The sequence below is a fragment of the Rhodococcus sp. IEGM 1330 genome (assembly GCF_033142445.1).
Classification (GTDB): domain Bacteria; phylum Actinomycetota; class Actinomycetes; order Mycobacteriales; family Mycobacteriaceae; genus Rhodococcoides.
The window spans coordinates 784361-809354 of sequence record NZ_JAWLSB010000001.1 but is presented as its reverse complement, the minus strand read 5'-3'; the positions used below and the strand labels follow the sequence as shown (position 1 = coordinate 809354).

The 24994-nt window shown below is 64.9% G+C and carries 24 protein-coding genes and 1 riboswitch; of the genes, 8 read left to right on the top strand and 16 right to left on the bottom strand.

Annotated elements, in window-relative coordinates:
- Nucleotides 1–13 precede the first annotated feature (13 nt).
- From R4P57_RS03705 to mqo, 6 genes are all read right to left on the bottom strand, one after another.
- A complete protein-coding gene (locus tag R4P57_RS03705) occupies nt 14–391 on the bottom strand; it encodes a cobalamin biosynthesis protein (RefSeq protein ID WP_317801493.1) in 378 nt (125 codons plus the stop codon).
- Between the two features lie 12 nt (nt 392–403).
- On the bottom strand, nt 404–1798 hold the full coding sequence (locus tag R4P57_RS03700) for a cobyrinate a,c-diamide synthase (protein WP_317801492.1): 1395 nt from the start codon (nt 1796–1798) through the stop codon (nt 404–406).
- Complete coding sequence (gene cobO, locus R4P57_RS03695) at nt 1792–2412, bottom strand: cob(I)yrinic acid a,c-diamide adenosyltransferase (protein WP_317801491.1); 621 nt, start codon at nt 2410–2412, stop codon at nt 1792–1794. The genes R4P57_RS03700 and cobO overlap by 7 nt, the downstream gene beginning before the upstream one ends.
- A gap of 10 nt (nt 2413–2422) precedes the next feature.
- The gene (locus R4P57_RS03690) at nt 2423–4369 is read right to left on the bottom strand and encodes a magnesium chelatase subunit D family protein (RefSeq protein ID WP_317801490.1); all 1947 of its coding nucleotides are present in this window, start codon (nt 4367–4369) and stop codon (nt 2423–2425) included.
- A 40-nt stretch (nt 4370–4409) separates the two neighbouring features.
- Nucleotides 4410–4559, bottom strand: a riboswitch (cobalamin riboswitch).
- 50 nt (nt 4560–4609) lie between these two features.
- The gene (locus R4P57_RS03685) at nt 4610–5086 is read right to left on the bottom strand and encodes a GNAT family N-acetyltransferase (protein ID WP_317801489.1); all 477 of its coding nucleotides are present in this window, start codon (nt 5084–5086) and stop codon (nt 4610–4612) included.
- Between the two features lie 11 nt (nt 5087–5097).
- A complete protein-coding gene (gene mqo, locus R4P57_RS03680; protein WP_317801488.1) occupies nt 5098–6618 on the bottom strand; it encodes a malate dehydrogenase (quinone) in 1521 nt (506 codons plus the stop codon).
- A gap of 191 nt (nt 6619–6809) precedes the next feature.
- On the opposite strand from mqo, the gene R4P57_RS03675 reads away from it, so the two are divergent.
- Nucleotides 6810–7850, top strand: a complete 1041-nt coding sequence (locus R4P57_RS03675; RefSeq protein ID WP_317801487.1) for an alpha/beta hydrolase — start codon at nt 6810–6812, stop codon at nt 7848–7850.
- Nucleotides 7847–9232, top strand: a complete 1386-nt coding sequence (gene mtr, locus R4P57_RS03670) for a mycothione reductase (protein ID WP_317801486.1) — start codon at nt 7847–7849, stop codon at nt 9230–9232. Before R4P57_RS03675 ends, mtr begins: the two co-directional genes overlap by 4 nt.
- Before the next feature lie 6 nt (nt 9233–9238).
- Here mtr and R4P57_RS03665 read toward each other — a convergent pair whose 3' ends face one another.
- Nucleotides 9239–9805, bottom strand: a complete 567-nt coding sequence (locus tag R4P57_RS03665) for an alpha/beta hydrolase (RefSeq protein WP_317801485.1) — start codon at nt 9803–9805, stop codon at nt 9239–9241.
- 106 nt (nt 9806–9911) lie between these two features.
- Between R4P57_RS03665 and R4P57_RS03660 the strand changes: the two genes are divergently transcribed.
- The 3 genes from R4P57_RS03660 to R4P57_RS03650 are packed head-to-tail and all read left to right on the top strand — an operon-like array spanning nt 9912 to nt 11880.
- Nucleotides 9912–10274 (top strand): GntR family transcriptional regulator, encoded by a 363-nt coding sequence (locus R4P57_RS03660; RefSeq protein ID WP_317801700.1) that lies wholly within the window; start codon nt 9912–9914, stop codon nt 10272–10274.
- Nucleotides 10271–11188, top strand: a complete 918-nt coding sequence (locus R4P57_RS03655; protein WP_317801484.1) for an ABC transporter ATP-binding protein — start codon at nt 10271–10273, stop codon at nt 11186–11188. Before R4P57_RS03660 ends, R4P57_RS03655 begins: the two co-directional genes overlap by 4 nt.
- Nucleotides 11185–11880 carry an ABC transporter permease gene (locus R4P57_RS03650; protein ID WP_317801483.1) on the top strand — a complete coding sequence of 232 codons (696 nt, stop codon included), beginning with the start codon at nt 11185–11187 and terminating at the stop codon, nt 11878–11880. Before R4P57_RS03655 ends, R4P57_RS03650 begins: the two co-directional genes overlap by 4 nt.
- Here the strand turns inward: R4P57_RS03650 and R4P57_RS03645 are convergent.
- Entirely contained in the window at nt 11864–13393 is a 1530-nt protein-coding gene (locus R4P57_RS03645; protein ID WP_317801699.1) for a cobyric acid synthase, read from the bottom strand. The two genes, R4P57_RS03650 and R4P57_RS03645, sit on opposite strands and share 17 nt — an antisense overlap.
- Before the next feature lie 40 nt (nt 13394–13433).
- The gene (gene map, locus R4P57_RS03640) at nt 13434–14309 is read right to left on the bottom strand and encodes a type I methionyl aminopeptidase (RefSeq protein ID WP_317801482.1); all 876 of its coding nucleotides are present in this window, start codon (nt 14307–14309) and stop codon (nt 13434–13436) included.
- Nucleotides 14310–14447: 138 nt separating this feature from the next.
- On the opposite strand from map, the gene R4P57_RS03635 reads away from it, so the two are divergent.
- Entirely contained in the window at nt 14448–15320 is an 873-nt protein-coding gene (locus tag R4P57_RS03635; RefSeq protein WP_317801481.1) for a helix-turn-helix transcriptional regulator, read from the top strand.
- A gap of 21 nt (nt 15321–15341) precedes the next feature.
- Here R4P57_RS03635 and R4P57_RS03630 read toward each other — a convergent pair whose 3' ends face one another.
- The 5 genes from R4P57_RS03630 to dxr form a co-directional block, all read right to left on the bottom strand.
- The gene (locus R4P57_RS03630) at nt 15342–17156 is read right to left on the bottom strand and encodes a penicillin-binding transpeptidase domain-containing protein (RefSeq protein WP_317801480.1); all 1815 of its coding nucleotides are present in this window, start codon (nt 17154–17156) and stop codon (nt 15342–15344) included.
- 82 nt (nt 17157–17238) lie between these two features.
- Nucleotides 17239–18075, bottom strand: a complete 837-nt coding sequence (locus R4P57_RS03625; protein ID WP_317801479.1) for a GNAT family N-acetyltransferase — start codon at nt 18073–18075, stop codon at nt 17239–17241.
- Nucleotides 18076–18197: 122 nt separating this feature from the next.
- A complete protein-coding gene (ispG, locus tag R4P57_RS03620; protein WP_317801478.1) occupies nt 18198–19361 on the bottom strand; it encodes a flavodoxin-dependent (E)-4-hydroxy-3-methylbut-2-enyl-diphosphate synthase in 1164 nt (387 codons plus the stop codon).
- Between the two features lie 38 nt (nt 19362–19399).
- Nucleotides 19400–20611 (bottom strand): M50 family metallopeptidase, encoded by a 1212-nt coding sequence (locus R4P57_RS03615; RefSeq protein ID WP_317801477.1) that lies wholly within the window; start codon nt 20609–20611, stop codon nt 19400–19402.
- Nucleotides 20612–20616: 5 nt separating this feature from the next.
- Entirely contained in the window at nt 20617–21756 is a 1140-nt protein-coding gene (gene dxr, locus R4P57_RS03610; protein ID WP_317801698.1) for a 1-deoxy-D-xylulose-5-phosphate reductoisomerase, read from the bottom strand.
- Nucleotides 21757–21879: 123 nt separating this feature from the next.
- Here dxr and R4P57_RS03605 point away from each other — a divergent pair, with 123 nt between their 5' ends.
- A complete protein-coding gene (locus R4P57_RS03605; RefSeq protein WP_317801476.1) occupies nt 21880–22401 on the top strand; it encodes a DUF1990 domain-containing protein in 522 nt (173 codons plus the stop codon).
- A 16-nt stretch (nt 22402–22417) separates the two neighbouring features.
- On the opposite strand, the gene puuE is transcribed toward R4P57_RS03605, so the two are convergent.
- Nucleotides 22418–23317, bottom strand: a complete 900-nt coding sequence (gene puuE / locus R4P57_RS03600; RefSeq protein ID WP_317801697.1) for an allantoinase PuuE — start codon at nt 23315–23317, stop codon at nt 22418–22420.
- A 214-nt stretch (nt 23318–23531) separates the two neighbouring features.
- On the opposite strand from puuE, the gene R4P57_RS03595 reads away from it, so the two are divergent.
- Complete coding sequence (locus R4P57_RS03595; RefSeq protein WP_032377055.1) at nt 23532–23801, top strand: DUF2631 domain-containing protein; 270 nt, start codon at nt 23532–23534, stop codon at nt 23799–23801.
- A gap of 8 nt (nt 23802–23809) precedes the next feature.
- Here R4P57_RS03595 and rlmN read toward each other — a convergent pair whose 3' ends face one another.
- Nucleotides 23810–24961 carry a 23S rRNA (adenine(2503)-C(2))-methyltransferase RlmN gene (gene rlmN, locus R4P57_RS03590; protein ID WP_317801475.1) on the bottom strand — a complete coding sequence of 384 codons (1152 nt, stop codon included), beginning with the start codon at nt 24959–24961 and terminating at the stop codon, nt 23810–23812.
- Nucleotides 24962–24994 lie beyond the last annotated feature (33 nt).

Sequence of the window (24994 nt, the reverse complement as noted above, 5' to 3'; positions counted from 1 at the left end):
CCGCTTTCGCCAGTCAGTCGACCGGATTCGCCGCGACCTCGCTCACCGCGGCGACAGCAACGGTGACGTGTCCGCCGACTGTTCGCGGGATCAGCAGCTGCCGCGCCGAGCCTGCGAGCAGCGTCGCGGCTTCGGCCACGCTCGCAGTCCCCACGGCGTCGTGTACCCGCCGCGACGTGTGGGGAGTCGACACCGACGAGAGTTCCTCGGCCGAGTAGGTCACTCCCCGAACCCCCATGCTCGACGCCACCGCCGCAACCAGTTCTGCTTTTCGGTCTATCGAGGCGATGGCCTCGATAGACCAGTCCGGTTGCAGCACTGTGGAGATCGCGGCTACGACGTCGGCGGCGTCGACGCCCGCTCGGGCACCTATTCCCACGACCACCCGCATTCTGGGTCGGCTCTACACGCGCGCGTAGTCGACGGCAGCGGAGACGAATCGGGTGATCGACTCGGGATTGCCTGCGGCGTGGGTGTGCAGGTACGACGCGTGGACGCCGCCCTGCACGAAGCCCTCGCGCGCCGCAGTTCTGCCGTCGGGGCTCTGCTTGTGCCAGCCCCAGGCGGCCGGAGCGCTCTCACGGACGTCCACGAGTTTCGTTCGGTGGAACTCGTGGCCGGTGACGCGGGTGCCCGCGTCGAACAGTGTCGACGATTCGAGGGCGACCGCATCTCGATATCCCAGAGTGAGGGTGTTCCCGAATTCCGCGTCCACGTCGACGACCCCGGCCATGGCATGACCGTCCAATCGCCGTGCCAGATACAGCAATCCGGCGCATTCGGCGTGGATCGGCAATCCCTGGGCTACCGCTGCTCGAATGTCCGCGAGCAGTAGTTCGTTCGCCGACAATGCGGCCGCATGTTCCTCCGGGAATCCGCCGGGGAGAACGACTCCTGCTGTGCCGGGTGGCAATCCGTCACGCAGCGGGTCGAACACGGCCACGTCGGCCCCGGCTGCGCGGAGCAGTTCGACGTGTTCGGTATATCCGAAGGTGAAGGCGGGGCCACCGGCCACCGCGACGACGGGCGATCCCTCGGAGGTGCGTACCTCGTTCTCCGGGGACCACTGCGGCGCTGTCACCGACGAACGAGCCAGCGCGCTCACTGCCTCGATGTCGACGAACCGGGAGACGAGGGCGCTCATCGCGTCGACGGCATCGGTTGCGGCACCACCGTGTTCGACTGCGGTGATCAGCCCCAGATGCCGTGACGGAACGACCAGTTCGCTCATGCGCGGCAACGCGCCGAGTACCGGAACACCCACCCGTTCACATGCTTGACGCAACACGTCCTCGTGCCGCTGACTGCCGACGCGATTGAGAATCACACCGCCGATGCGGACGCTGGCGTCGAACGTCGAGAACCCGTGCACCACAGCGGCAAGCGACTGACTGTGTCCGCGGGCGTCGACCACCAGGATCACCGGGGCGCCGAGCATCGCGGCCACCCGTGCGGTCGAGCCCTCGGCTGAGGCCTCCCCCGGGCCGGTCATGTCGATCTTGCCGTCGAACAGTCCCATGACGCCCTCGACGACCGCGATGTCGCAGCCCCGACTGCCGTGTCGGAACAGGGGCCCGATGCGGTCGGCACCGACCATCACGGCGTCGAGGTTGCGGCCGGGGAGCCCGGCCGCGAGTGAGTGATATCCGGGGTCGATGTAGTCCGGCCCCACCTTGAACGGTGCGACGGTGCGGCCGGCGTTGCGCAGCGCACCCATCAGCCCGGTGGCCACGGTCGTCTTTCCGCTGCCCGACGCGGGGGCCGCGATCACCACGGCCGGGCACGACGTGTTCACCATTCGATGCCTCGCTGTCCCTTGCGTCCTGCGTCCATCGGATGTTTGACCTTGGCCATCTCGGTGACCAGATCCGCGGCCTCGATAAGCTCACGGGGAGCATCCCGGCCGGTGATGACGACATGCTGGTTGCCCGGTCGGTGCGTCAGCACGTCGACCACCTCCGCTACATCGACCCAACCCCACTTGAGCGGGTAGGTGAATTCGTCCAGTACGTAGAAACGATGCGACTGCTGCTCGATTCGCCGAGCGATCTCCTGCCAGCCTTCCGCCGCGGCCTCGGCGTGATCGACCTCGCTACCCTGCTTGCGAGTCCACGACCACCCCTCGCCCATCTTGTGCCACTCGACGGCTCCGCCGACGCCGGTGCTCTCGTGCAGGTCGCCGAGTGTGCGAAACGCCGCTTCCTCGCCGACCTTCCACTTTGCGCTCTTGACGAACTGGAACACTCCGACGTCGAAACCTTGATTCCACGCCCGCAATGCCATTCCGAACGCGGCGGTCGATTTCCCCTTGCCCGGTCCGGTGTGTACGGCGAGCACGGGCTGGTTACGGCGCTGACGCGTCGTGAGGCCGTCCTGCGGAACGGTTCCGGGAGCCGGTACACCCTGAGGCATCGCGTACCCCCTACGCCGCTGCGCGAACGACTGCGGCGACCTGCTCCGCCGACAGATCCGCGAGGGCCACGTAACCGCCGCCGAGGCAGGAAGCGAAATCGGAAGCGAGTCCGAGGCGGACCATTCCCGATTCGCAGTCGACGACGACGGTGGCGATCTTGTCCGACGCGATGCGCCGGGCGGCAATGCGGGCCCGGCCGACGGGATCGGTACCTCCGGTCGCCCGTCCGTCGGTCAGCGCTACCAGCAGAGCGCGGCGCAGCGGATCTCGAACACGCTCTCGCAGAACGAGTTCACGTGCCTGCAAAAAGCCCTGCGCCAGTGGCGATCTGCCACCGGTCTTCATCTTCCGCAACCGCGTCACGGCCACGTCCACCGACGAGGTCGGTGGCAACACCGTCTCGGCTTCCGTCCCGCGCACGGTGATGACGGCGACCTTGTCGCGGCGCTGATACGCATCGCGCAGCAGCGACAGCACCGCACCGGTCACCGCGGACAGTCGATCTCGCGCAGCCATCGATCCCGAGGCATCGACGACGAAGACGATCAGGTTGCCCTCGCGCCCCTCCTTGATCACGCCCCGCAGATCCGCAGGCTCGAGCTTCAACCGGCCGGACGTGCGGCCGCGGACGAACTGCTGCTCGGCAGCGGCGAACAGAGTGCCCACCAGATGCAGACCCTTGCCTGCCTCGACAGTGGGCCGTACCGACCGCCCGTGCGAGGACCGTGACCGCGAGCGCCGACCCGGCGCGCCCTCGCCCACTCCCGGAACCTCGAGCAACCGCGCTCTGAACTGTGCTCCTGGAGTGCCTGCCTGCTTCTCGCTGCCCGCACCCGAGGGTCGCGGCACCGAAGACTCGGTCTCGGGCGACGACTGGGTTGACTCCGAAGCGTCGGCTTCCTCGGCACTGTCCGGTCGAGGCGCTCCCCCGTCACCGTCCCCGTCGGGGGTCGGGTCTGGCTCGGGATCGGGGTCGGATTGCTGGTCGGCCTGTTCAGCGGCATCCCGCATGGCCTCGTCCAACTGCCTGTCGTCGATGCCCGGCTCGTCGAAGGGGTCGCGCCGACGCCGGTGCGGCAGAGCCAGTTCGGCGGCAATCCGCACGTCTTCCTCGGTGACGTCGCTCGCGCCTCGCCAGGCGGCGTGGGCGGAGGCGGTACGAGCCAGCACCAGATCGGCGCGCATGCCGTCGACGTCGAAGGACGCGCACAGCGCGGCGATACGCCGAAGTTCCTTGTCGCTCAACACCACATCGTCGAGAATCTTCCGGGCGGCCAGAATCTGCTCGGCCACGGCGATATCGTCGTTGCGGAATTCTGCGGCGAACGCGTGCGGATCACGCTCGTAGTTCATCCGGCGGCGGACGACGTTCATGCGCACGTCCACGTCCCGCGACGCCGTCACCTCCACTGCCAGACCGAACCGGTCGAGCAGCTGCGGGCGAAGCTCGCCCTCCTCGGGATTCATCGTGCCGACGAGAACGAATTGCGCTGGGTGAGAATGAGATACACCGTCACGCTCGACGTGCACCCGGCCCATCGCGGCCGCGTCGAGCAGCACGTCGACCAGATGATCGTGCAGCAGGTTCACTTCGTCGACGTAGAGAACACCACGGTGTGCGGCCGCGAGGAGACCGGGTTGAAACGCACGTTCGCCATCGCGCAGAACCTTCTCCAGGTCGATGGACCCGACCACTCGATCCTCGGTTGCCCCCACCGGAAGTTCGACGAGCTTTGCCGGGCGCGAGCCGTCCTCGTCCTCCACAGCGGGAAGCAGTGTCGCGAGGGCGCGCACCACCGTCGATTTCGCAGTGCCCTTTTCTCCTCGCACCAGTACACCGCCGATTCCGGGGTGCACGGCGCACAGAATCAACGACAACCTCAGCTGATCCTGACCGACGATCGCACTGAACGGATATCCCGGTTCGGGAACACTCCCACTTCGCTGCACAGCCAATTCCCTTCGTGCCCGGAGTTCCGCGCCGGACGTTCGGTCGAGATACGCGAAGCCGAGCGGCGATCTGGCTGACAGGGGAATCTCCTGCTCGAGAGTCTCCTGAACACAGTGGCGGGACCGCGCCTGATTGACACAGGACTTCTCCGCGACCGACTTCGAACGGAACACTACCGCCGAACGAACGAATGCCACACACGGTAGTCCGTGTGTGGCATTCGTTTCATCGAGTCCTGCAGGAGGTCAGACCTCGCTCCAGGCGGTGCCGCCGCCCCGACGCATCGGCGTGTGCGGAATGCCGTCCTCGAGAACTTCCTCGCCGTCGGGCAGGAAGCCGTGCTTGGCGTACATGTCGACGAGGTAGCTCTGAGCGTTGATCCGGCACGGCGCCGAACCGACCTCGGCAAGCGCGGCCCGCAGAATTCGCGTGGTGTGGCCCTGTCCCCTGGCCGAGCGCTGCGTGCAGAGTCGGCCGATACGGAACGCCTTCTCGCCGTCGTCGTGCTCCTCGAGCAGGCGGAGTGTGCACACCACTTCGCCGTCCCTTTCGAGCCAGAAGTGCCGTGTCTCGGTCAGCAGGTCACGCCCGTCCAACTCCGGGTACGCACATGCCTGCTCGACCACGAACACCTCGACACGCAGCTTCAACAGGTCGTACAACGTGCTGTTGGACAGGTCTAATGCCCATGATCGTTTGAGAGCTGCTGCTTGCGTATTCATACCTTTTGCTATCACACACCCGTGGGCTGTGCGAGCTCACGAGCATTTTCGAGTTCCAGTGTCTTCGACGTCCAGCCCCAGACCTCGTCGAACAACGAGCTGTTCTGCGCCAGCTTGACCCCGAGCGACGGGACCATTTCCTTGAGCTTGGGCTGCCATGCGTCGTACTTGTCTCCGAAGCACCGCTGCAGCACGTCCAGCATGGCCGGAACAGCGGTGGATGCGCCGGGAGAGGCACCGAGCAGTCCGGCGATCGTGCCGTCCGCAGCGTTGACCACGGCTGTGCCGAACTCGAGCACGCCGCCGCGACCCTTCTTGCGGATCACCTGGACACGCTGACCCGCGGTGACGAGCTCCCAGTTCTTGCCGATCACCGAGGGAGCGAACTCGCGCAGCGTCTCGACACGATCCGCCTGTGACTGAGCCAGCTCACTGACCAGATACTTGACGAGTCCGAGTTCGGTCACGCCGACGCCGAGCATCGACATCAGGTTGCCGGGCTTGACCGAGGAGGGCAGGTCGGTGATCTTGCCCTGCTTGAGGAACTTGGGCGACCAGCCGGCGTACGGGCCGAACAGCAGACCCTGCTGGCCGTTGATCACGCGGGTGTCGAGGTGCGGCACCGACATCGGCGGAGCGCCGACCGACGCCTTGCCGTACACCTTGGCCGAGTGCTGCTCGATCAGTGCGGGATCGGTGCATCGCAACCACTCGCCGCTGACCGGGAAGCCGCCGAATCCCTTGATCTCCGCGATCCCGGACTTCTGCAACAGATGCAGTGCGCCGCCGCCGGCACCGACGAACACGAACTTGGCGTTGACGGTCTTCTTCGCTCCGGTGCGCTGATTGGCGACCTTGACGTCCCAGGTGCCGTCGGACTGCTTGGTGATGTTGCGCACATCGTATCCGAAGTGCACGGTGCCGCCCGCGGACGACAGGTAGTTCAGCAGCTGCTTGGTGAGCGCACCGAAGTCGACGTCGGTGCCCTCTTGACTCCAGTTCAGTGCCACGGGATCGGAGAAGTCACGGCCCTCGGCCATCAACGGCAGTCGCGCCGAGAACTCGTCCTTGGAGTCGATGTACTCCATGCCTGCGAACAGTGGGTTACCCACGAGCGCCTCGTACCGCGCCCGGAGGTACTTCACGTTCTGGGCCCCGTGCACGAAGCTCACGTGCGGAATGGGGTTGATGAAGTTCTTGGCGTCGGAGAGAACACCGGTCTCGATGCCGTGTGCCCAGAACTGACGGGACACCTGGAACTGCTCGTTGACGTTGAGCGCCTTGGCGATATCGACGCTGCCGTCCTTGTTCTGCGGCGTGTAGTTCAGCTCGCACAGTGCCGAGTGGCCGGTGCCCGCGTTGTTCCACGCGTCGCTGCTCTCGGCCGCGGCAGCGTCGAGCCGCTCGTAGACGTCGATCGACCAGTTCGGTTCGAGCTGACGGAGCAGCGCACCGAGGGTGGCGCTCATGATTCCGGCACCGACCAGAACGACGTCGGTCTTGATCCGCTTACCCTGCTCATCTTTGGACACTGGAGAATCGACTTCCTTGTCTGTGGAGGTCTCGGCCGGTGGCGGTATCGACCGGAGAACTCTGCTGTAGAGGGCTACTCACCCGATGCGGTCAGGTTACTAGCTGGGCCTACCCCATCGGACACCACGTCAACCCGGTCTCGATTGTGCTCCTCGGACGCCGCCCGCGGCGCCCACTACAGTTGTGATCTGTGACTACCTGGGTGCCCGATGTCCTCGGCGACGGCTACGAACAGACGACCATTCCACTCGGTGACGATCCGGACGGCGAGGGGCAGGTAGAGGCCACTCTCGTGCGCTATCAACCGTCGGGCGCTGCGAACTTCGAGCGCGCGGTGATCTACGTCCACGGTTTCACCGACTACTTCTTCCAGAGACACATCGCCGAGCACTTCGCCGCCGAGGGGTACGCGTTCTACGCACTGGACCTGCGTAAATGTGGCCGCTCACGCCGTGAGGGCCAGACCGCGCACTTCGTGACCGATCTGGCGATGTACGACACCGAGTTGAACGAGGCTCTTTCCCTGGTCCGCGCAGAACGCGCCGGAGCCCCCGTGCTGCTCATGGCGCACTCGACGGGCGGGCTCGTACTGCCGCTCTGGCTGAACCGCCTCAACCGCCGAGAAGGCGGGTCCGCAGGCCTCGGCCTGGCAGGCGTGGTGCTCAACAGCCCCTGGTTCGACCTGCAGGGTCCGCCCGCCATTCGCAGCGTCGGCACCGCAGCGATCGACGTCATCGGCCGATTCCGGTCCAAGACGCAGGTCCCCGGCGGCGGCCTCGACACCTACGGGCTGTCGCTCGCTGCGTCCGAGAACGGCGAATGGGACTACGACCTCGACTGGAAACCACTTGCCGGCTTCCCCATCACCTTCGGCTGGATCCGCGCCGTCCGCCACGGTCATGCCGAACTCCATCGCGGCCTCGACATCGGCATCCCCGCACTGATTCTGCGCTCGAAAGTGACGCACTTCTCACGCCGGTACAGCTCCGCCGTCGACGCCGCAGACGCCGTACTGGACGTTCGCCAGATCGCCCGCTGGGCCGGTTGCCTGGGCGACCGCACCACGATCGTGCCCATCGAGGGAGCTCGTCACGACGTGTTCCTGTCCACCGAGGCTCCGCGCGCGCGGGCCTTCGAGGAAATGGACGAGTGGATCGAGTGGTTGCATCGAAGCGAGGGCACCGACCACGCGTCGGGCAAGGACCACACCGAGAGCGGGCACATTTCATGACCGAGCATTTCGACGTCGCGATCATCGGCTCCGGATCCGGCAACTCCATCGCCGATTCGCGCTTCGAGGACAAGAAGATCGCTCTGCTCGAAGAGAACTCCACCTTCGGAGGTACCTGCCTCAACGTCGGCTGCATTCCCACGAAGATGTTCGTCTATGCCGCCGAAGTTGCTCGGACGGTGCGCGATTCCGCAAAATACGGTGTCGACGCCCACGTGGACGGCGTGCGCTGGCCGGACATCGTCGACCGCGTCTTCGGCCGCATCGACCCCATCTCGGAGGGCGGCAAGCGCTATCGCGCCGAGGGCAGCCCCAACGTCACCCTGTTCGAGGGTCACGCACGCTTCGTCGGCCCGCGCACCATCGATACCGGCACGGGCACCGTCATCACCGCCGACCAGATCGTCATCGCTGCCGGATCCCGGCCGGTGGTGCCGCAGTCGATCGCCGATTCGGGAGTTAGGTACCACACCAACAGCGATGTGATGCGTCTGCGCGAGCTGCCCGAGCACCTGGTGATTCTCGGATCCGGTTACATCGCAGCAGAATTCGCGCACGTGTTCTCCGCACTCGGTTCGAAGGTGTCGATCGTCGCACGCAAGGACACCTTGCTCCGCGCACTGGACGCCGACATCTCGAAACGGTTCACCGATCTCGCCCGCGCCAAGTGGGACGTCCATATCGACTCCGGTGATACCCGCGGCGTGTCCGAGGGCGCGCTGCACGGCGTCGAACTGGCCGACGGCACCAAGGTTCTCGGCGACGCCTTCCTCGTCGCAGTGGGCCGCGAGCCGAACGGTGACCGTCTGGATCTGGACACGGCAGGCATCGAGCTCGACGACGACGGCCGCATCGTGGTGGACGAATTCGGACGCACCACGGCCGAGGGTGTGTTCGCGCTCGGCGACGTCTCGTCTCCGTACCAGCTCAAGCACGTGGCCAACCAGGAAGCTCGGGTCGTCCAGTACAACCTGCTGCAGGACGCGTGGCACGGCGATACCTCGACACTCCGGGCCAACGATCACCGATTCGTTCCCGCGGCGGTGTTCACCGATCCCCAGATCGCCGAGGTGGGCATGACCGAGAAGCAGGCCCGCGACGCCGGGTTGGACATCACCGTCAAGGTCCAGAACTACGGAGATGTCGCCTACGGCTGGGCGATGGAGGACAGCGAAGGGCTGTGCAAGATCATCGCCGAGAAGGGCACCGGAAAGATCCTCGGCGCGCACATCATCGGCGCTCAGGCCCCGACCCTGATCCAGCCCCTCATTCAGGCAATGAGCTTCGGCCTGTCCGCCCAGGACATGGCCCGTGGCCAGTACTGGATTCACCCCGGCTTGCCCGAGGTTGTCGAAAACGCCCTGTTGGGACTCGAACTGTAGTTCTGGTTACCAGGGGCTGGTGCGGAGGACGATTTCCGTGGCCAGCGCCGCCGGCTCGTCGGCGACGACATTCGCGCTACTGTCGAGTTGGACCACGCGGAAGTCCGAGTAGACGAACCTGCCGCTCGCGTCGGCGGATGCGCGGCCCAGCGAGGACCCGACGACCAGTGTCGTCGGCAACTCGACCGGGGGGCAGTCCGCGGCACGCACGGTGCCCTGCTCGTCCGCGATCGCGGGGTGGCAACGGTTCACCGCGATCAGACTGGCGAAGCGCCCGAAGGTCGTGGCAGCCAACGTCCACGCCGACTCTGCTCCCGCGCCGCTGCCGACGAGATGCACCCACGACAATTTGAGCTCGTCGAGAACCGCCAGGATCGCGTCGTCGCTGACGCCGTCGATGCTGTCCAGCGCAACGGTTTTGAGATCCGAATTGTGCAGACGTTCACTGACGGCGTCGTACACATCCACCGGATCGCCTGCATCGGGAAGCAAGAGAACGGCGTGCCTGCTGTCCGGGCCTGCGACTCGCACCGAACATTGCCCACCCGCAGCACTCACATGCGTGAACTCCATGGGGACGACGGTACTGCCTCTTGCGTCGACCACACATCGGTTCTATGGTTAGTTACATGAGTAATGAACCAGCGAGGCAACTAACCTCGACGCCCCGGCGGTGGTTCTGATGGACGAGGGCAGGCCGATCTTCCTGCAGATTGCCGAGATGGTCGAGAACTCCATCATCGACGGCTCCCTGGCAGAGGAAGACCAGGTTCCCTCGACCAACGAACTGGCCGCCTTCCATCGAATCAACCCGGCCACCGCAGGCAAGGGACTCGCCAAGCTCGTCGCCGACGGCGTCGTCTACAAGAAACGAGGAATCGGAATGTTCGTCACCACAGGGGCTCGCGACGCTCTTCGATTCCGTCGCCGCGACCTCTTCGCTCGCCAGTACATCGACCCGCTCGTCACCGAGGCACGCAAGCTCGGCATGACCGTCGACGAACTCAAGACAATGCTCGACAACTGGGAGGCAGCGCGATGAGCATCCATGAATTCGATCCGACCGGCGAAGGTGACCGCGTCATCGCGTCGGCCACCCACCTGACCAAGAAGTTCGGCTCGTTCACCGCCGTAGACGACGTGAGCTTCGAGATCGAGCAGAACAAGATCTACGGCTTTCTCGGCCGCAACGGCGCAGGCAAGACCACCGTCATGCAGATGATGACCGCCCAGATGCGCCAGAGCGCGGGCGAGATCTCGGTGTTCGGACAGCGGCCGTGGGAGAACCCGTTCGCGCTGAGTCATGTGTGCTTCGTCAAAGAAAGCCAGAAGTACCCCGACGACCTCAAGGTCAAGCACGCCGTTTCGCATGCCTCGCAAATCCTTCCACACTGGGACGGTGCCTTCGCCGCCGATCTGCTGCGCGACTTCGACCTGCCCCTCGGCCGCAAGATCAAGAAGCTCTCCCGCGGAATGACGTCGGCTCTGGGCATCGTCATCGGACTCGCGTCACGGGCACCACTGACCTTCTTCGACGAGCCGTACCTCGGACTGGACGCAGTCTCTCGGCACCGGTTCTACGACAGGTTGCTGGCCGACTACTCCGAGAACCCCAGGACGGTGATCCTGTCCACCCACCTCATCGACGAGGTCAGCGATCTGATCGAACACGTGATTCTCATCGACAAGGGCAAGATTGTGCTCGACGACGAATCGGATGCACTGCGCGAGAGCGCATTCGAGATCACCGGACCGACGGGCGCCGTCGACTCGTTCGCGGCGGAACATCGTACGTTGCACCGCACCGCACTCGGTGCCAGCGCGCGCACGACGATCGACGGCCGTCTGACCGAGCAGCAGAGATCCGACGGCGCAGCCGCAGGACTCACCATCGAAGCCGTTCCACTGCAACAGTTGATCATCGAACGCACCACCGCCGAGGAGGCGTTGTCATGAAACGGATACTGAACGTAGCTCGCATCCACAACACCTCGTGGGCAACGACATTCGTATGGCCGATGGCGGTTCTCGCGATCGCCTTCGTGATCACTTTCGGCATATTTCTGGTCATCCCGACCACAGACTCCGAATACAACTTCACCGGTAGCGTCTTCTCGATCTATGGATTCGCCATGGCGTTCTACATCACCGCGATCACTCAGTGCTTTCCCTATGCCCTGGGGCTGAGCGTCACCCGCCGCGAATTCCTCACCGCCACAGCGTTGGTAGGTGTTTGCCAGTCGATTGCATTCGGCACGATCATCTACGCGCTGTCCGTGATCGAAGCGGCCACGGATGGATTCGGCCTGAAACTCAGAATGTTCGGCATCGCTCGGTACGCGACCGACAATCCGTTGGTACAGTGGGCCGCACTCGTTGCCGTCATGCTGCTCCTCGGCGGCATCGGGGCGTTCATCGGCGTCGTGTATCGGCGATATCGCATCAACGGACTGTTCACCCTAGGCCTCGGTGCGCTCGCATTCTTCGGCGGCGGATCGATTCTCGTGACCTGGCAACAGTGGTGGCCGAACATCGGCAGCTTCTTCACCGACACCCCGCGCATACTTCTGCTCGTGGTGATCCCGTTGCTCATCACCGCCGCACTGTCCGTGGCCAGCTGGTTCGGTCTTCTCAAAGCAACTGCGTGACAACCTTTTTCGTCACAGGATCGACGCCGTGCTCGATGAGGTGGAGCACGGCGTCGACGTCCACGTTGTGCTCCACCAGATCCGCCAGCAAGTCCAACTGTTGCTCTCGCAACGCCGCAACCGACGTATCGGATGCCACCTCGAATCCCGTACGACCCGATTTCTCCGCCACCCAGGTGAGAAACGAACGCCGGAAATCGTCGGACTCGAGCAGGCCGTGCCAGTGGGTACCCAGAACGCTGCCGCGCAGGCTACCTTCGGACATGCCCGACGCGGAAGTCAACAACGCATCGTCGCCGTTCCGCACAACCCGCCCGTGGTGAATCTCGTAGCCCAACAGGGAATTCGAGCCGAACTGTATCGATCGACCCGCCACCTGCGCGAGCACTTTGTCGGCCGCGAACTCGACCGAAAGATCGAGCAGACCGAGCCCCTGGACCGAACCGGCTCCGGATTCGACGGTGTCGTCGATCGTTCGGCCCAACATCTGATACCCACCGCAGATCCCCAGAACCGGAAGTCCCGCAGCCCCGCGTGCCACGATCGCATCGGCAAGACCGGTGCGCCGCAACCACTCCAGATCCGACACGGTGGACTTACTGCCCGGGACGACCACCAGATCCACGTCCTCGAGCCGGGACGGTTCGGTGACCCAGTGCACCGACACCCCGGGCTCGCAGGCCAATGCCTCGACATCGGTGGTGTTGGAGATTCTCGGCAAACGCACCGCCGCGACGCGCAACCACTGCGAGCCGTGTGGTGGACGCGGCCGTCCCACCGGAGCATCGGGGACGGTTCCGAGTGAATCCTCGGCGTCCATCCACAATCCGTCGGCGAACGGAACGACACCGTAGGTCGGACGTCCCGTCAATGCGCGCAACTGATCGAGACCGGGCGCCAGCAGAGAAGGATCACCGCGGAACTTGTTGATCACGAAACCGGCAACGAGCGCCTGATCCTCTGGAGACAGCACCGACACGGTGCCGAACAAATGAGCCAGCACTCCCCCGCGATCGATATCCCCGACCACGATCACCGGAAGAGACGCCGCCGTCGCCAACCCCATGTTGGCCAAGTCGGTGGCGCGCAGGTTGATCTCGGCGGGCGAACCCGCCCCCTCGCAGATCACCACATCGAATTCCGCACGCAGAGAGGCCAATTCGTCTGCCACCACGGCGCGCAACGACTGCCGGTGCTCGATGTAATTGCTCGCACTCACCTGCGCCACGGCCCGCCCCCGCACCACCAACTGCGAGGTCCGATCACTCCCCGGCTTCAGCAACACCGGATTGAAACGCACACTCGGCTCGAGGCCACAGGCTGCGGCCTGCATCGCCTGCGCCCGCCCGATCTCGCCGCCGTCGAGCGTGACCACAGAATTGTTGGACATGTTCTGCGCCTTGAACGGAGCCACCCGGACGCCTCGTCTCGCCAACATGCGACACAGACCGGCAACCAACACACTCTTACCCGCATCCGACGTCGTCCCCGCAACCAGCAGGGCACCTTTCAGACTCACGGCATCATATTTCTGTTCACTCCGCAGGCTCCGCTCACGGCAGGGTCAGAATCTCGCTGCCCGTCTCGGTCACCACAAGGGTGTGCTCGAACTGGGCGGTCCACTTCTTGTCGTGCGTGACCACCGTCCAGCCGTCGTCCCACATCTCGGCGTTGATCGTGCCCAGGTTGATCATCGGTTCGATGGTGAACGTCATTCCCGGCTCGATGACGGTGTCCACCGACGGCTGGTCGTAGTGCAGAACGACGAGACCGTTGTGGAAGGTGGTACCGATGCCGTGTCCGGTGAAATCCTCCACCACGCCGTACCCGAACCGATGCGCATACGACTCGATGACGCGGCCCACCACGTTCAGTGCGCGACCCGGCTTGACCGCCTTGATGGCACGCATGGTGGCCTCGTGTGTGCGCTCGACCAACAGGCGGGCTTCCTCGGAGACGTTGCCGGCCAAGAAGGTTGCGTTGGTGTCGCCGTGGACGCCGTCGATGTACGCGGTCACGTCGATGTTGACGATGTCGCCGTCCTGGATCACCGTGGAATCCGGGATGCCGTGGCAGATGACCTCGTTGAGGGAGGTGCAGCAGGACTTCGGAAACCCTTTGTAGCCCAGCGTGGACGGGTACGCACCGTGATCGATCATGTACTCGTGGGCAATTCGGTCCAGCTCGTCTGTGGTGACTCCCGGTGCAACTGCCCGGCCCGCTTCCTGCAACGCCCTGGCCGCGATCTTCGACGCCACCCTCATCTTCTCGATGACCTCGGGGGTCTGAACCCAGGGCTCACTACCTTCGGCCACGGTCGACTTCCATGCGTATTCGGGGCGCTCGATCGACGTGGGCACCGCGAGGACGGGCGATACGACGCCTGGTACGACTGGCTGACGGGGCTTGCTCTCGGCGGTCACAGACATGGCATCCACAGTAGTCGGCTCGTATTCGGCCCCGAACCGCAGCGCAGTGCCCGAACCAGTCGAAACAGCGCACGCGGTTGTGGATATGATCTGGATCACGTTCGTCGCTGGTGCAGCCGACACGAGAAAGGAAGCACCGTGGTCCATTCGAGTCTGTTGCGGCCCCGTGACGGCGATGCTCTGCGCGCCGAACTGCGCCAGGTGGCAGCGATGTCCGACGTGCCCGTCGTATTCGGCGGTGAGGTTTCCTCGGAGACCCTGCACCTGAGTGAGTTCCACGGGACCAGAACCCGCGGCCTGGACGGACTCGCCATCCCACCCAGATCCGGCCTCGGCGGGCGGGTCATGGAACAGCGCAGGCCCGCGGCCGTGAGCGATTACGGCGCATCGATGTCGATCACCCATCACTTCGATAGACCGGTGCTCGGCGAGGGTCTCAAATCGATACTGGCGGTTCCGGTGGTCGTGGCCGGTGTCGCGCGAATAGTGATGTACGCGGCGCTACGCGAACGCGGCCCCCTCGGAGATCGCGTCGGCGACATCATGACGACTGCCGCCAGACGTCTCGGTCAGGAGATCTCCGTGCGTGACGAGGTCGACCGCAGGGTCCGTCTGCTGGCGACCACCCGTTCGATGCTCGACTCGGACCTCTCGCGTACGGCAGAGTTGCGCAGCGTCCACGAGGAACTGTCCGATCTGGCCCGATCGATCGGTGACGCAGCGATCCGGCGCAGACTCGACGCAGTCGCCGCGCGGGTGGCCTCGTCATTCGGTCAGGAGATACCCCACGATCCACCGGCCCGAGACGTGTCGCAGTCGTTGACACCACGCGAGATAGACGTCATCTCGCAGGTTGCCTTGGGCTGCACCAACATCGAGGTCGCGGCGCGCCTGTCGATCGGTGCCGAGACTGTCAAGTCGTACCTGCGCAGTGTGATGCGCAAAACCGAGTCGCACACCCGCTACGAAGCCGTGGTGGCATGCCGTCGGCTCGGCGTGCTGCCCTCCTGAACCAGGTATACCGCAGCGCGGTCAGTACCCGGGCGGCAGTTGCTCGAACATCTCTCGGGTCACCGCGACCGCGTTGTCCGAGCTGCCGCCGCGCACCACGAGGGTGGCGAAGGCGATGTCGCCCCGATAACCGACGAACCACGAGTGCGAGCCGCCGTCGACCTCTGCCTCGCCGGTCTTGCCGTAGACCTCTCCCTGATCCGCGATGCGTTCGGCCGTACCGCTGGTGACCACCGAACGCATCATCCCGCGCAGTCCGTCGACCATCGCAGGCTCGATCGGCGGATGCTCTCCGGTGATCACGGTGTCGCGTCCGACAAGGAGGTTCGGCACCGGCGTCGAGCCATGAGCCACCGTCGCGGCGGCCAGGGCCATACCGAACGTCGACACGACCACTCGGCCCTGCCCGAAACCGTCCTCGGTGCGCTGGACGAGCTCGTCGGCCGGTGGCACCGAACCGGAGTCGGTCGGCAGTCCGACGACGTCGTAATCCGGGCCGACGCCGAACTGAGAGGCCGCGACGTTCAATGCGTCGGGTGCCATCTCACTGGCCAGCTTCGCGAACGAGGTGTTGCACGAACGGGTGAACGCAGTACTCATCGTCACGTCACCCAGTGCGAACTCGTTGTAGTTCGGCACACTGCGCTCACCGATCACGATGCGACCCGGACACGGGACCGTGCTGCCCGGAGTTGCGAGTCCGCTGGAGATGGCGGCACCGGCGGTGACGATCTTGAACGTCGATCCGGGTGGGTACAGGCCGGCCGACGCGACCGGCCCGTCCCGATCGGCGGCCGGGTTCTGTGCCACCGCCAGGATGGCACCGGTGGACGGCTGGATGACCACCGTCATCGCCTGTTCGGTGCGCGCATTCACCGCTCGCTGAGCGGCGACCTGAATGTTGCGATCGAGACTGATCGAGAACGACGGAGAGGGCTCCGGCGGGGTGTCGGTGAGGACATCGATGTCGACGCCGTTGCGGTTCGTGGTCACCACGCTCCACCCCGCCTCGCCGTCGACCTCGTCGATGACGGCCTTCTTGACCTGGCCGACCAGGTCCGGTGCGAACGTGGGGTCGGTGGACACCAGATCCGACTCGTCGGACGCGGTGACCCCCGGGATCTCGGTCAGTGCGGCCGAGATCGGCTGGTAATCGCTGTCTCGAAGCAACACCACCGGGTAGTCGCCGTCGACCGAGGTGGCGGATTCGACGATGGACTGCGCGGTGATGGACGCATCGAACGGCGTCAGCAACGTCGACAGCGCCGTCGCCGAGGCCACCACGTTGTTCGCATTCGCCGCGTCGAACGTGATTCGGTGCACCACCCCGGGCACCAACACGTCGGTCCCGGAGCGCTCGTTGACTCGTGCGCGCGGAGCCGCCGTGGACCGCAAGGACATCGTCTGGGTGTCGCCGAGCTTCGGATGGATGTCCGACGCCGTCCAGCGCACCACCCACTCACCCTCACTGCGGCCCATGTTCAGTTGCCCGTCGTACGTCCACACCCGATCCTTCGGCAACTGCCACCGATAGGTGTAGCCGACCGTGGCCGTGTCCCCCTCGACCTGCACCGACGTCGTCTCGGCATCCAGAGCCTCGGCCTGGAGATTGGTCCACGCCTCGGTCAGTGCCGTGGCCGCCGCATCGGGCTTGTCGGTGTCCGCAGACGCGGCGGCGATGTCGTTGGACTCGAACGCGGCGAGAAACGCCTGGGCGGCCGGCTCCGGGCCGTCGGGCTTTGGGGTACATCCGGTGAGGGCGGCAGCAATGACGGCTGCGACCACCGATACCGCTCCGACTCGATACCGCACTTCGGTTGCACCACGTGATCTCATTGCGCCCCATCGTAATAGGGCGCTGCCTCCGGCTGCGGCAACGAATCGCGGTTCGCCACAACCCGATCGAGCGACGTCCGAACTAGTCGAAGAGCACCGTCGTGAAGGTCGCCACCTGGGTCAGGCCGATCTTCGCGTATGCGCGCCGGGCGACGTAGTTGAAACTGTTGACGTACAGACTTGCGGTGCGGCCCTGGCGGACCACCGAGTTCACCACCGCCGCGGTACCGGACGCGCCGAGACCGTGCCCGCGTCGATCGGGATGAACCCATACTCCCTGGATCTGCCCCACCGTCGCCGACTGCGATCCGATCTCGGCCTTGAACACCACCCGACCGTCCTCGAATCGAGCCCACGCACGCTGCGCGGCAATCAGACTCGAGATCCGTCGCCGGTATCCACGGCCGCCGTCGTTCTGTCTCGGGTCGACTCCGACTTCCTCGATGAACATCGCCACTGCCGCAGTCAGATACACGTCCAGTTCCTCGGGGCGAACGAGCCGTACGTGTGGATCGGGCGTGATGGACGATCGAACCGACGTGGCCAGCAGCGGCTGCTCACCGCGAACCTCGCGGGCAGGCCCCCAGTCGGTCTCGAGCATCTCCCACAGCGGCAGTGTCAGTTCGGCTCGACCGACCAGTGAGGAACACAGCCGTGGGCCGCGGCACGCACGATCGGCGAACGACCGCAGATCGTCACTCGATCCGAGCAGAGGGACGAGGTTGGCTCCGTAGAAACACAACGACTCGTCCGGTCCGCCCCTGCTCCACATCTCACCGTGAAACGACCTCGGATCCAGTCCCGATTCCTGCACCCGAGCGGCGACCATGCAGGTGGCAACCGGGTCGGAGTCGAGGACCCGCAGGACATGCGCAACGTCCCGATTACCGAGAGGCTTCGCACCGAGGAGCTTGAGCACCTACCGACCTCCTGACCCACCTACCGCATACACACCGACCGAGCGTGTACCGAATCATTCCAGAGAACCTGTTTCCGCCGGTGGCAGAGCGGCAAACCGGACACCGAACCGGTCGAACCTGCTCAGCTGACAGTCACGACCGGTGCGCCACCGTCTGCAGACTCATCCTTCTCGTATTCCTCGGCGATGCGCATTGCTTCCTCGATCAAGGTCTCCACGATCTGCGCCTCGGGCACCGTCTTGATGACCTTGCCCTTGACGAAGATCTGACCCTTGCCGTTGCCCGACGCCACGCCGAGGTCGGCGTCGCGCGCCTCGCCCGGTCCGTTGACGACGCAGCCCATGACGGCGACGCGAAGCGGAATCTCCATGCCCTCGAGTCCCGCTGTGACCTCGTCGGCGAGGGTGTACACGTCGACCTGCGCACGTCCACAGGACGGGCAGGAGACGATTTCGAGTTTGCGGGGCCGGAGATTGAAGGACTGCAGAATCTGGTTGCCCACCTTGATCTCCTCCGCAGGCGGTGCCGACAAGGAGACACGAATGGTGTCGCCGATCCCCTTGGACAGCAACGCGCCGAAGGCGACTGCGGACTTGATGGTCCCCTGGAACGCGGGCCCGGCCTCGGTGACGCCGAGGTGCAGCGGGTAGTCGCACTGCGCAGCGAGTTGCTCGTAGGCGGCGACCATGATCACGGGGTCGTTGTGCTTGACCGAGATCTTGATGTCGCCGAAACCGTGTTCCTCGAACAGGCCTGCCTCCCACAGCGCGGATTCGACGAGCGCCTCGGGCGTGGCCTTGCCGTACTTCTTCATCAGGCGGGGGTCGAGCGATCCGGCATTCACGCCGATGCGGATCGGTATGTTCGCGTCTCCGGCAGCCTTGGCAACTTCCTTGACGCGGCCGTCGAACTCCTTGATGTTGCCGGGGTTGACGCGCACCGCAGCGCAGCCGGCGTCGATCGCAGCGAAAATGTACTTGGGCTGGAAGTGGATGTCGGCGATCACCGGAATCTGGCTCTTCCTGGCGATGATCGACAACGCATCCGCGTCATCCTGTGTGGGGCATGCCACACGCACGATGTCACAGCCCGACGCCGTCAGCTCTGCGATCTGCTGCAGCGTCGCATTGATGTCGTGGGTTTTCGTGGTGCACATCGACTGCACCGAAATGGGGCTGTCGCTGCCCACTCCCACCGATCCGACCTGGAGTTGCCGCGTCTTACGGCGAGGCGCGAGTACGGGCACCGGCGGTGCCGGCATTCCCAATCCGACTGACACGGTCACGAGTGGCCTTCTTTCCTAGCTACGACTGACGAGTCTACTTAGAACAATTGAATCGGGTTGACGATGTCCGCCGTGAGCGTCAACAAGGAGAACCCGATGAAAACGACGATGACCACGTAGGTGACGGGCATCAGTTTCATGTAGTCCACCGGTGCACCGTCGGGCAGGCCGCGGCGGTTGCGGAAGAGGTTGCGGATGCGCTCGTAGATGGTCACCGCGATGTGGCCACCGTCGAGCGGCAGCAGCGGCACGAGGTTGAACGCGCCGAGGAAGAAGTTCAACGACGCGAGCAGACCGATGAATGTCGGCCAGTTGTTGCTCTCCGCGGCCTGGCCGCCGATGACACTGGCACCGACGACGCTCATCGGAGTGTCGAGACCGCGCTCACCGCCGAAGATCGACTCCCACAGCGCCTGCACCTTCGTCGGCAGTTGGACGAGAGCCTTGCCGGTCTGTACGAAGATGTCTCCGGTGAAGGCAAACATCTCGGGTACCGCCTCGATCGGGTTGTACCGAATGTTCGGCGGTTGACCGCCGGTGACGCCGACTGCTCCCACGGTCGTCGAATTCTTCGCATTGGTTTCAGGATCGACCACGTAGCGCTGAACCTGGAGGATCGGAACGCTGAGAGTCTGCGAAGCACCGTCGCGATCGACCGTCAGCTCGACCGACCCGGTCGAGTCCCGGATGGCGAGAACGACGTCGGACCAGACCTCTGTCGGCTCACCGTTCACCGCGGTGATGATGTCGCCCGTGCGCAGGCCGGCCGCAGCAGCCGGACCGTCTCCCGAACACGGCGCAAGTTCACCGTCCTGCGTCTGTGTCGTGCTGACACAGACGACGCCTTGGACCGTTGTCGTCGGCGTCACCCGATCGGGTGTACCCCACCCGAGGACGAGCGCGTAGATCAGAACGATTCCCAGAACGAAGTTCATCGCGATACCGCCGACCATGACGACGATGCGCTTCCACGTCTTCTGGCGGTACATCGCTCGTTCGACCTCGTCGGGTGCGAGTTCGTCGATCGCCGTCATTCCGGCGATGTCGCAGAATCCGCCGGCCGGGATTGCCTTGAGCCCGTATTCGGTCTCGCCGCGTCGGAAGGAGAATATCTTGGGGCCGAACCCGATGTAGTACCGGCGAACCTTCATGCCGAGCGCTTTCGCGGTCCACATGTGTCCCGCCTCGTGCAGTGCGATCGACACACCGATGCCGACGGCGAACAGCACCACACCCAGAGCGAACAGCATGTGAGTCAGTGGCCCTTCTGTTTCAGGAGCTCACGCGCATGTGCGCGAGCCCAGGAATCCGCCGCGAGGACGTCGTCCACGGTAGTCGGCACCGCCGACCAGTCCGCGCCGCCGTCGCTCACAACCGCCCGCACCGTGTGCACGATCTCGGGGAATTCGATGCGGCCGGCGAGGAAGGCGTCGGCGGCGATCTCGTTGGAGGCGTTGTACACCGCCGTCATGCACCCGCCCATGATTCCGGCCTCGCGGGCGAGCTGCACGGCAGGGAACACTCGATCGTCGAGCGGCTCGAAGTCCCAGGAGAACGCTGCAGTGAAATCGAGTGCGCGCGCAACGTCGGGCACGCGATCCGGCCACCCGAGCGCCAACCCGATCGGCAGCTTCATGTCCGGCGGGCTGGCCTGGGCAATGGTGGAGCCGTCCACGAACGTGACCATCGAATGGACGATGGATTGCCGATGCACGGTGACGTCGATCTTCTCGTACGGCACCCCGAACAGCAGATGCGCTTCGATCAGCTCGAGGCCCTTGTTGACCAGGGTTGCCGAGTTCAGCGTGTTCATCGGACCCATCGACCAGGTGGGATGAGCCGCGGCCTGGGCAGGGGTCACCGACTTCAGTTCCGCTTCGCTCCAGCCCCGGAACGGTCCACCCGATGCGGTCAGGATCAGTCGATCCACCTCGCTTCGGTGGCCACTGCGAAGGCACTGCGCCAGCGCCGAATGCTCCGAGTCCACCGGAACGATCTGTCCTGGCGCGGCCGCAGCGAGCACGAGTTCGCCGCCTGCCACCAGCGATTCCTTGTTGGCCAACGCCAGCCGGGCTCCGGTTTTCAGCGCCGCCAACGTCGGTTCGAGACCGAGCGAGCCCACCAGCGCATTGAGAACTACGTCGGCCTGCGTCGACTCGACGAGCTCGGTCACCGCACGGGGCCCACTGAGAACACCGGGAAAGCCGAGCTCGGCGGCAGCGGAGGGGTCGGCCACGGCGACACGCCGAACACCGGTCTCGGCGATCTGACGGCGAAGAAGGTCGATGTTCTTACCGCCGGCCGCAAGACCGACGACGACGAAACGGTCGGGGTCGGCGGCGATGACGTCGAGCGCTTGGGTTCCGATCGAGCCGGTGCTCCCCAACAGCAACACGCGAATCGGCTCGGGACGATCCGAGAAGGTCGTTCGCTCACGATGGTCTGGCACAGGTCCATTGTTGCCTACCGAGCCTGAGAAACCCCTATGCGCGCCGCCGCAGCTGGCACGCTGGAGGGCATGGACGTCTCGAAGTATCACGCGGCATCGCTCAACTACGCCGATGTAGGGGCAACGAGCGGCAGGCTCCCGGCCGGCTACCACCACGTCGAGAAGTCGCGGGTCATCGGATCCGGACTCGAGGACTTCGTGGCCGCAGCCGACGCGCTGATGCGCTGGGACATGCATCGCGACACCGGACTGAAGGTCCACTCCAGCGACGAACACGCCGTCCCCGACGCCGTGGTCGTTCTCACGCTCGGGCCCGTCCGCATCCCGTGCCGGGTCGTCTACGTCATCGACGAAGCCAACCGACAGGGCTTCGCCTACGGCACGCTCGACGGCCATCCCGAATCCGGCGAGGAACTGTTCCACGTGGACTACTCCCCCGAAGACGGGACGGTCTCCGCGCACATCACCGCGTTCTCGAACCCTGGCCGCTGGTACACCAGGCTCGGTGGTCCGGTGGGCAAGCGAGTCCAGGCCCTGTTCACCGACCGCTATCTGACTGCGTTGGAAACAGCGTGCCGGTCGCCGCGCTGAGCGAGAACTCCCCCGCTCAGGAGACGGGTGGGTGCACCGCGCGCCAGTGCTCGGCGATGTCGATTCGCTTTGCGACCCAGACTTTGTCGTGAGACTGAACGTGATCGAGAAAACGCTCGAGGGCGGCGATGCGGGCCGGCCTGCCGACCAGCCTGCAGTGCAGTCCGACCGAGAGCATCTTCGGGCTGCCGTTCTCACCCTCTGCGTAGAGCACGTCGAACGCGTCCCGCAGATGCGCGTAGAACTCGTCCCCGGTCGAGAAGCCGCCCGGCGAGGCAAATCTCATGTCGTTGGTGTCGAGGGTGTACGGCACCACCAGATGATCGACCACCTCGGAGCCACGAGTGACCTTCTCCCAGTACGGCAGATCGTCGGCGTAGGAATCGGAGTCGTAGACGAATCCACCGTGCTCGACGACGAGTGACCGCGTGTTCGGTGAATCGCGGCCGGTGTACCAGCCCAGTGGGGCCGCGCCGGTCAGCTCCGTCAGGATCGCCACCGCTTCGGCCATGTGCTCACGCTCGACGTTCTCGTCGATTTGCTGATAGGACAGCCACCGCAGCCCGTGGCAGGCGATCTCGTGGCCCAGCTCTCCCAGTGCGGCAACCACTTCCGGATTTCGCTCCATGGCTTTGGCGACGGCGAACACCGTCAGCGGTAGATCTCGCTTCTCGAATGCCCGGAGTACTCGCCACACACCGGCCCTCGATCCGTACTCGTACAGGGACTCCATACTCATGTGGCGGTTCGGAAACGCTTGTGCCCCGATCATTTCCGACAGGAAGGTTTCGGACTTGGTGTCGCCGTCGAGCACATTGTTCTCCGCGCCCTCCTCGTAGTTGAGGACGAACTGGACGGCGATGTTCGCCTCGCCCGGCCACTGCGCGTGCGGTGGTGTTCGGCCGTACCCGACCATGTCACGGGGGTAGCTCAGCGGAAACTGGGTCAGCGGGTGCGGAAGGCGCTCGGACGTCACCGAGGCAGTCTCTCACCGAAGTCGACACTCGCGCCGGGTGAGCGCAACCCTGATGGCTACGACGGGCGGTCGTATGCCAATATTGTCCACACGCGGCAACCTCGACGCCTCGTGCGCACGTCAACGTGAATCATCACCCGAGAGGACCGACCCGGTGGCAAACAACGAACTGGAAACCGCTTCGTACGACCAGGTCGTCGATACCCGTCACGAGGTTCCGGACGTGCCGTCCGCCGAGTGGGGGTGGAGTGGCGAATCGAACCGCGCGATGCGAGTGGCCGCCATCGTCGTTGCCGCGTTCCTGCTGTTCATGATCATCGGCAACCACACCGGCAAGGTCGAGGATCTGTGGCTGATCGGATTCGCCGTCGCTCTGGTCGGACTGGTCGTGCGTGACGTGATCGTCCGCCGCAAGCCCCGCTAGCAACCGACTCAGTTCTCGGCTGCCAGCTGACCGCACGCCGCGGCAATCTCCTGACCGCGGGTATCGCGGACGGTGCACGAGACACCCTGTGCGATCACCCGTCGAACGAATTCTCGCTCCACCGGCTTCGGGCTGGCGTCCCACTCGCTGCCCGGAGTCGGATTGAGTGGAATCAGGTTCACGTGGACCCGTGATCCGAGTGCCTTGTGCAACTTCTTGCCCAGCATGTCCGCTCGCCACGGCTGATCGTTGACGTCCCTGATCATCGCGTACTCGATCGAGACGCGTCGACCGGTCTGATCGGCGTAATACCGGGCCGCCGAGAGAACTTCCGCCACCGACCACCGGTTGTTGACCGGAACCAACGTGTCACGGAGCTCGTCGTCGGGCGTGTGCAACGACACCGCCAACGTCACGGACAATCCTTCGTCGGCCAACTTACGAATGGCCGGAGCCAAACCGACCGTCGACACGGTGACCGAACGCTGAGAGAGTCCCAGACCGTCGGGTGCGGGCGAGACGATCTTGCGTACCGCGTCCACGACACGCTTGTAGTTGGCGAGGGGCTCGCCCATGCCCATGAAGACCACGTTGGACAGTCGGCCTTCGCCGCCGGGCACAGCACCGTCGCGCATGTCCGCTGCGGCCGAACGGACCTGATCGACGATCTCGGCCGTGGACAGATTTCTCGTCAGGCCGGCTTGACCGGTGGCGCAGAAGGGGCAGGCCATTCCACAGCCGGCTTGGCTGGAAATGCACAACGTCGCCCGGTCCGGGTATCGCATCAGAACGCTCTCGAGCAGCGTTCCGTCGTTGGCCTTCCACAGCGTCTTGCGGGTGTCACCATCGTCACATGCCAGGTGTTTGATCGCCGTCAGTAGCGGGGGAAACAGGTCCGCTCCGACCTTCTCGCGTGCCTCGGCAGGAAGATCCGTCATTTTCGTGGTGTCGGCTTCGAGGCGGCCGTAGTAGTGCCGGGCCAACTGGTCGGCGCGGAACGCAGGCAGACCGAGCGCCTTCACTGCCTCGCGCAGACCCTCTTTGTCCAGGTCGGCGAGGTGACGCGACGGCATACCGCGCCGCGGCGCAGTGAAGACCAGGGGAAGGTTGGGCCTCTTCTGCTCGGTCGACGTGTTCGTCGCCTCGGCGGACTCACTCATACTCCACCCCACATCTTTCGCTGACGCTGCATA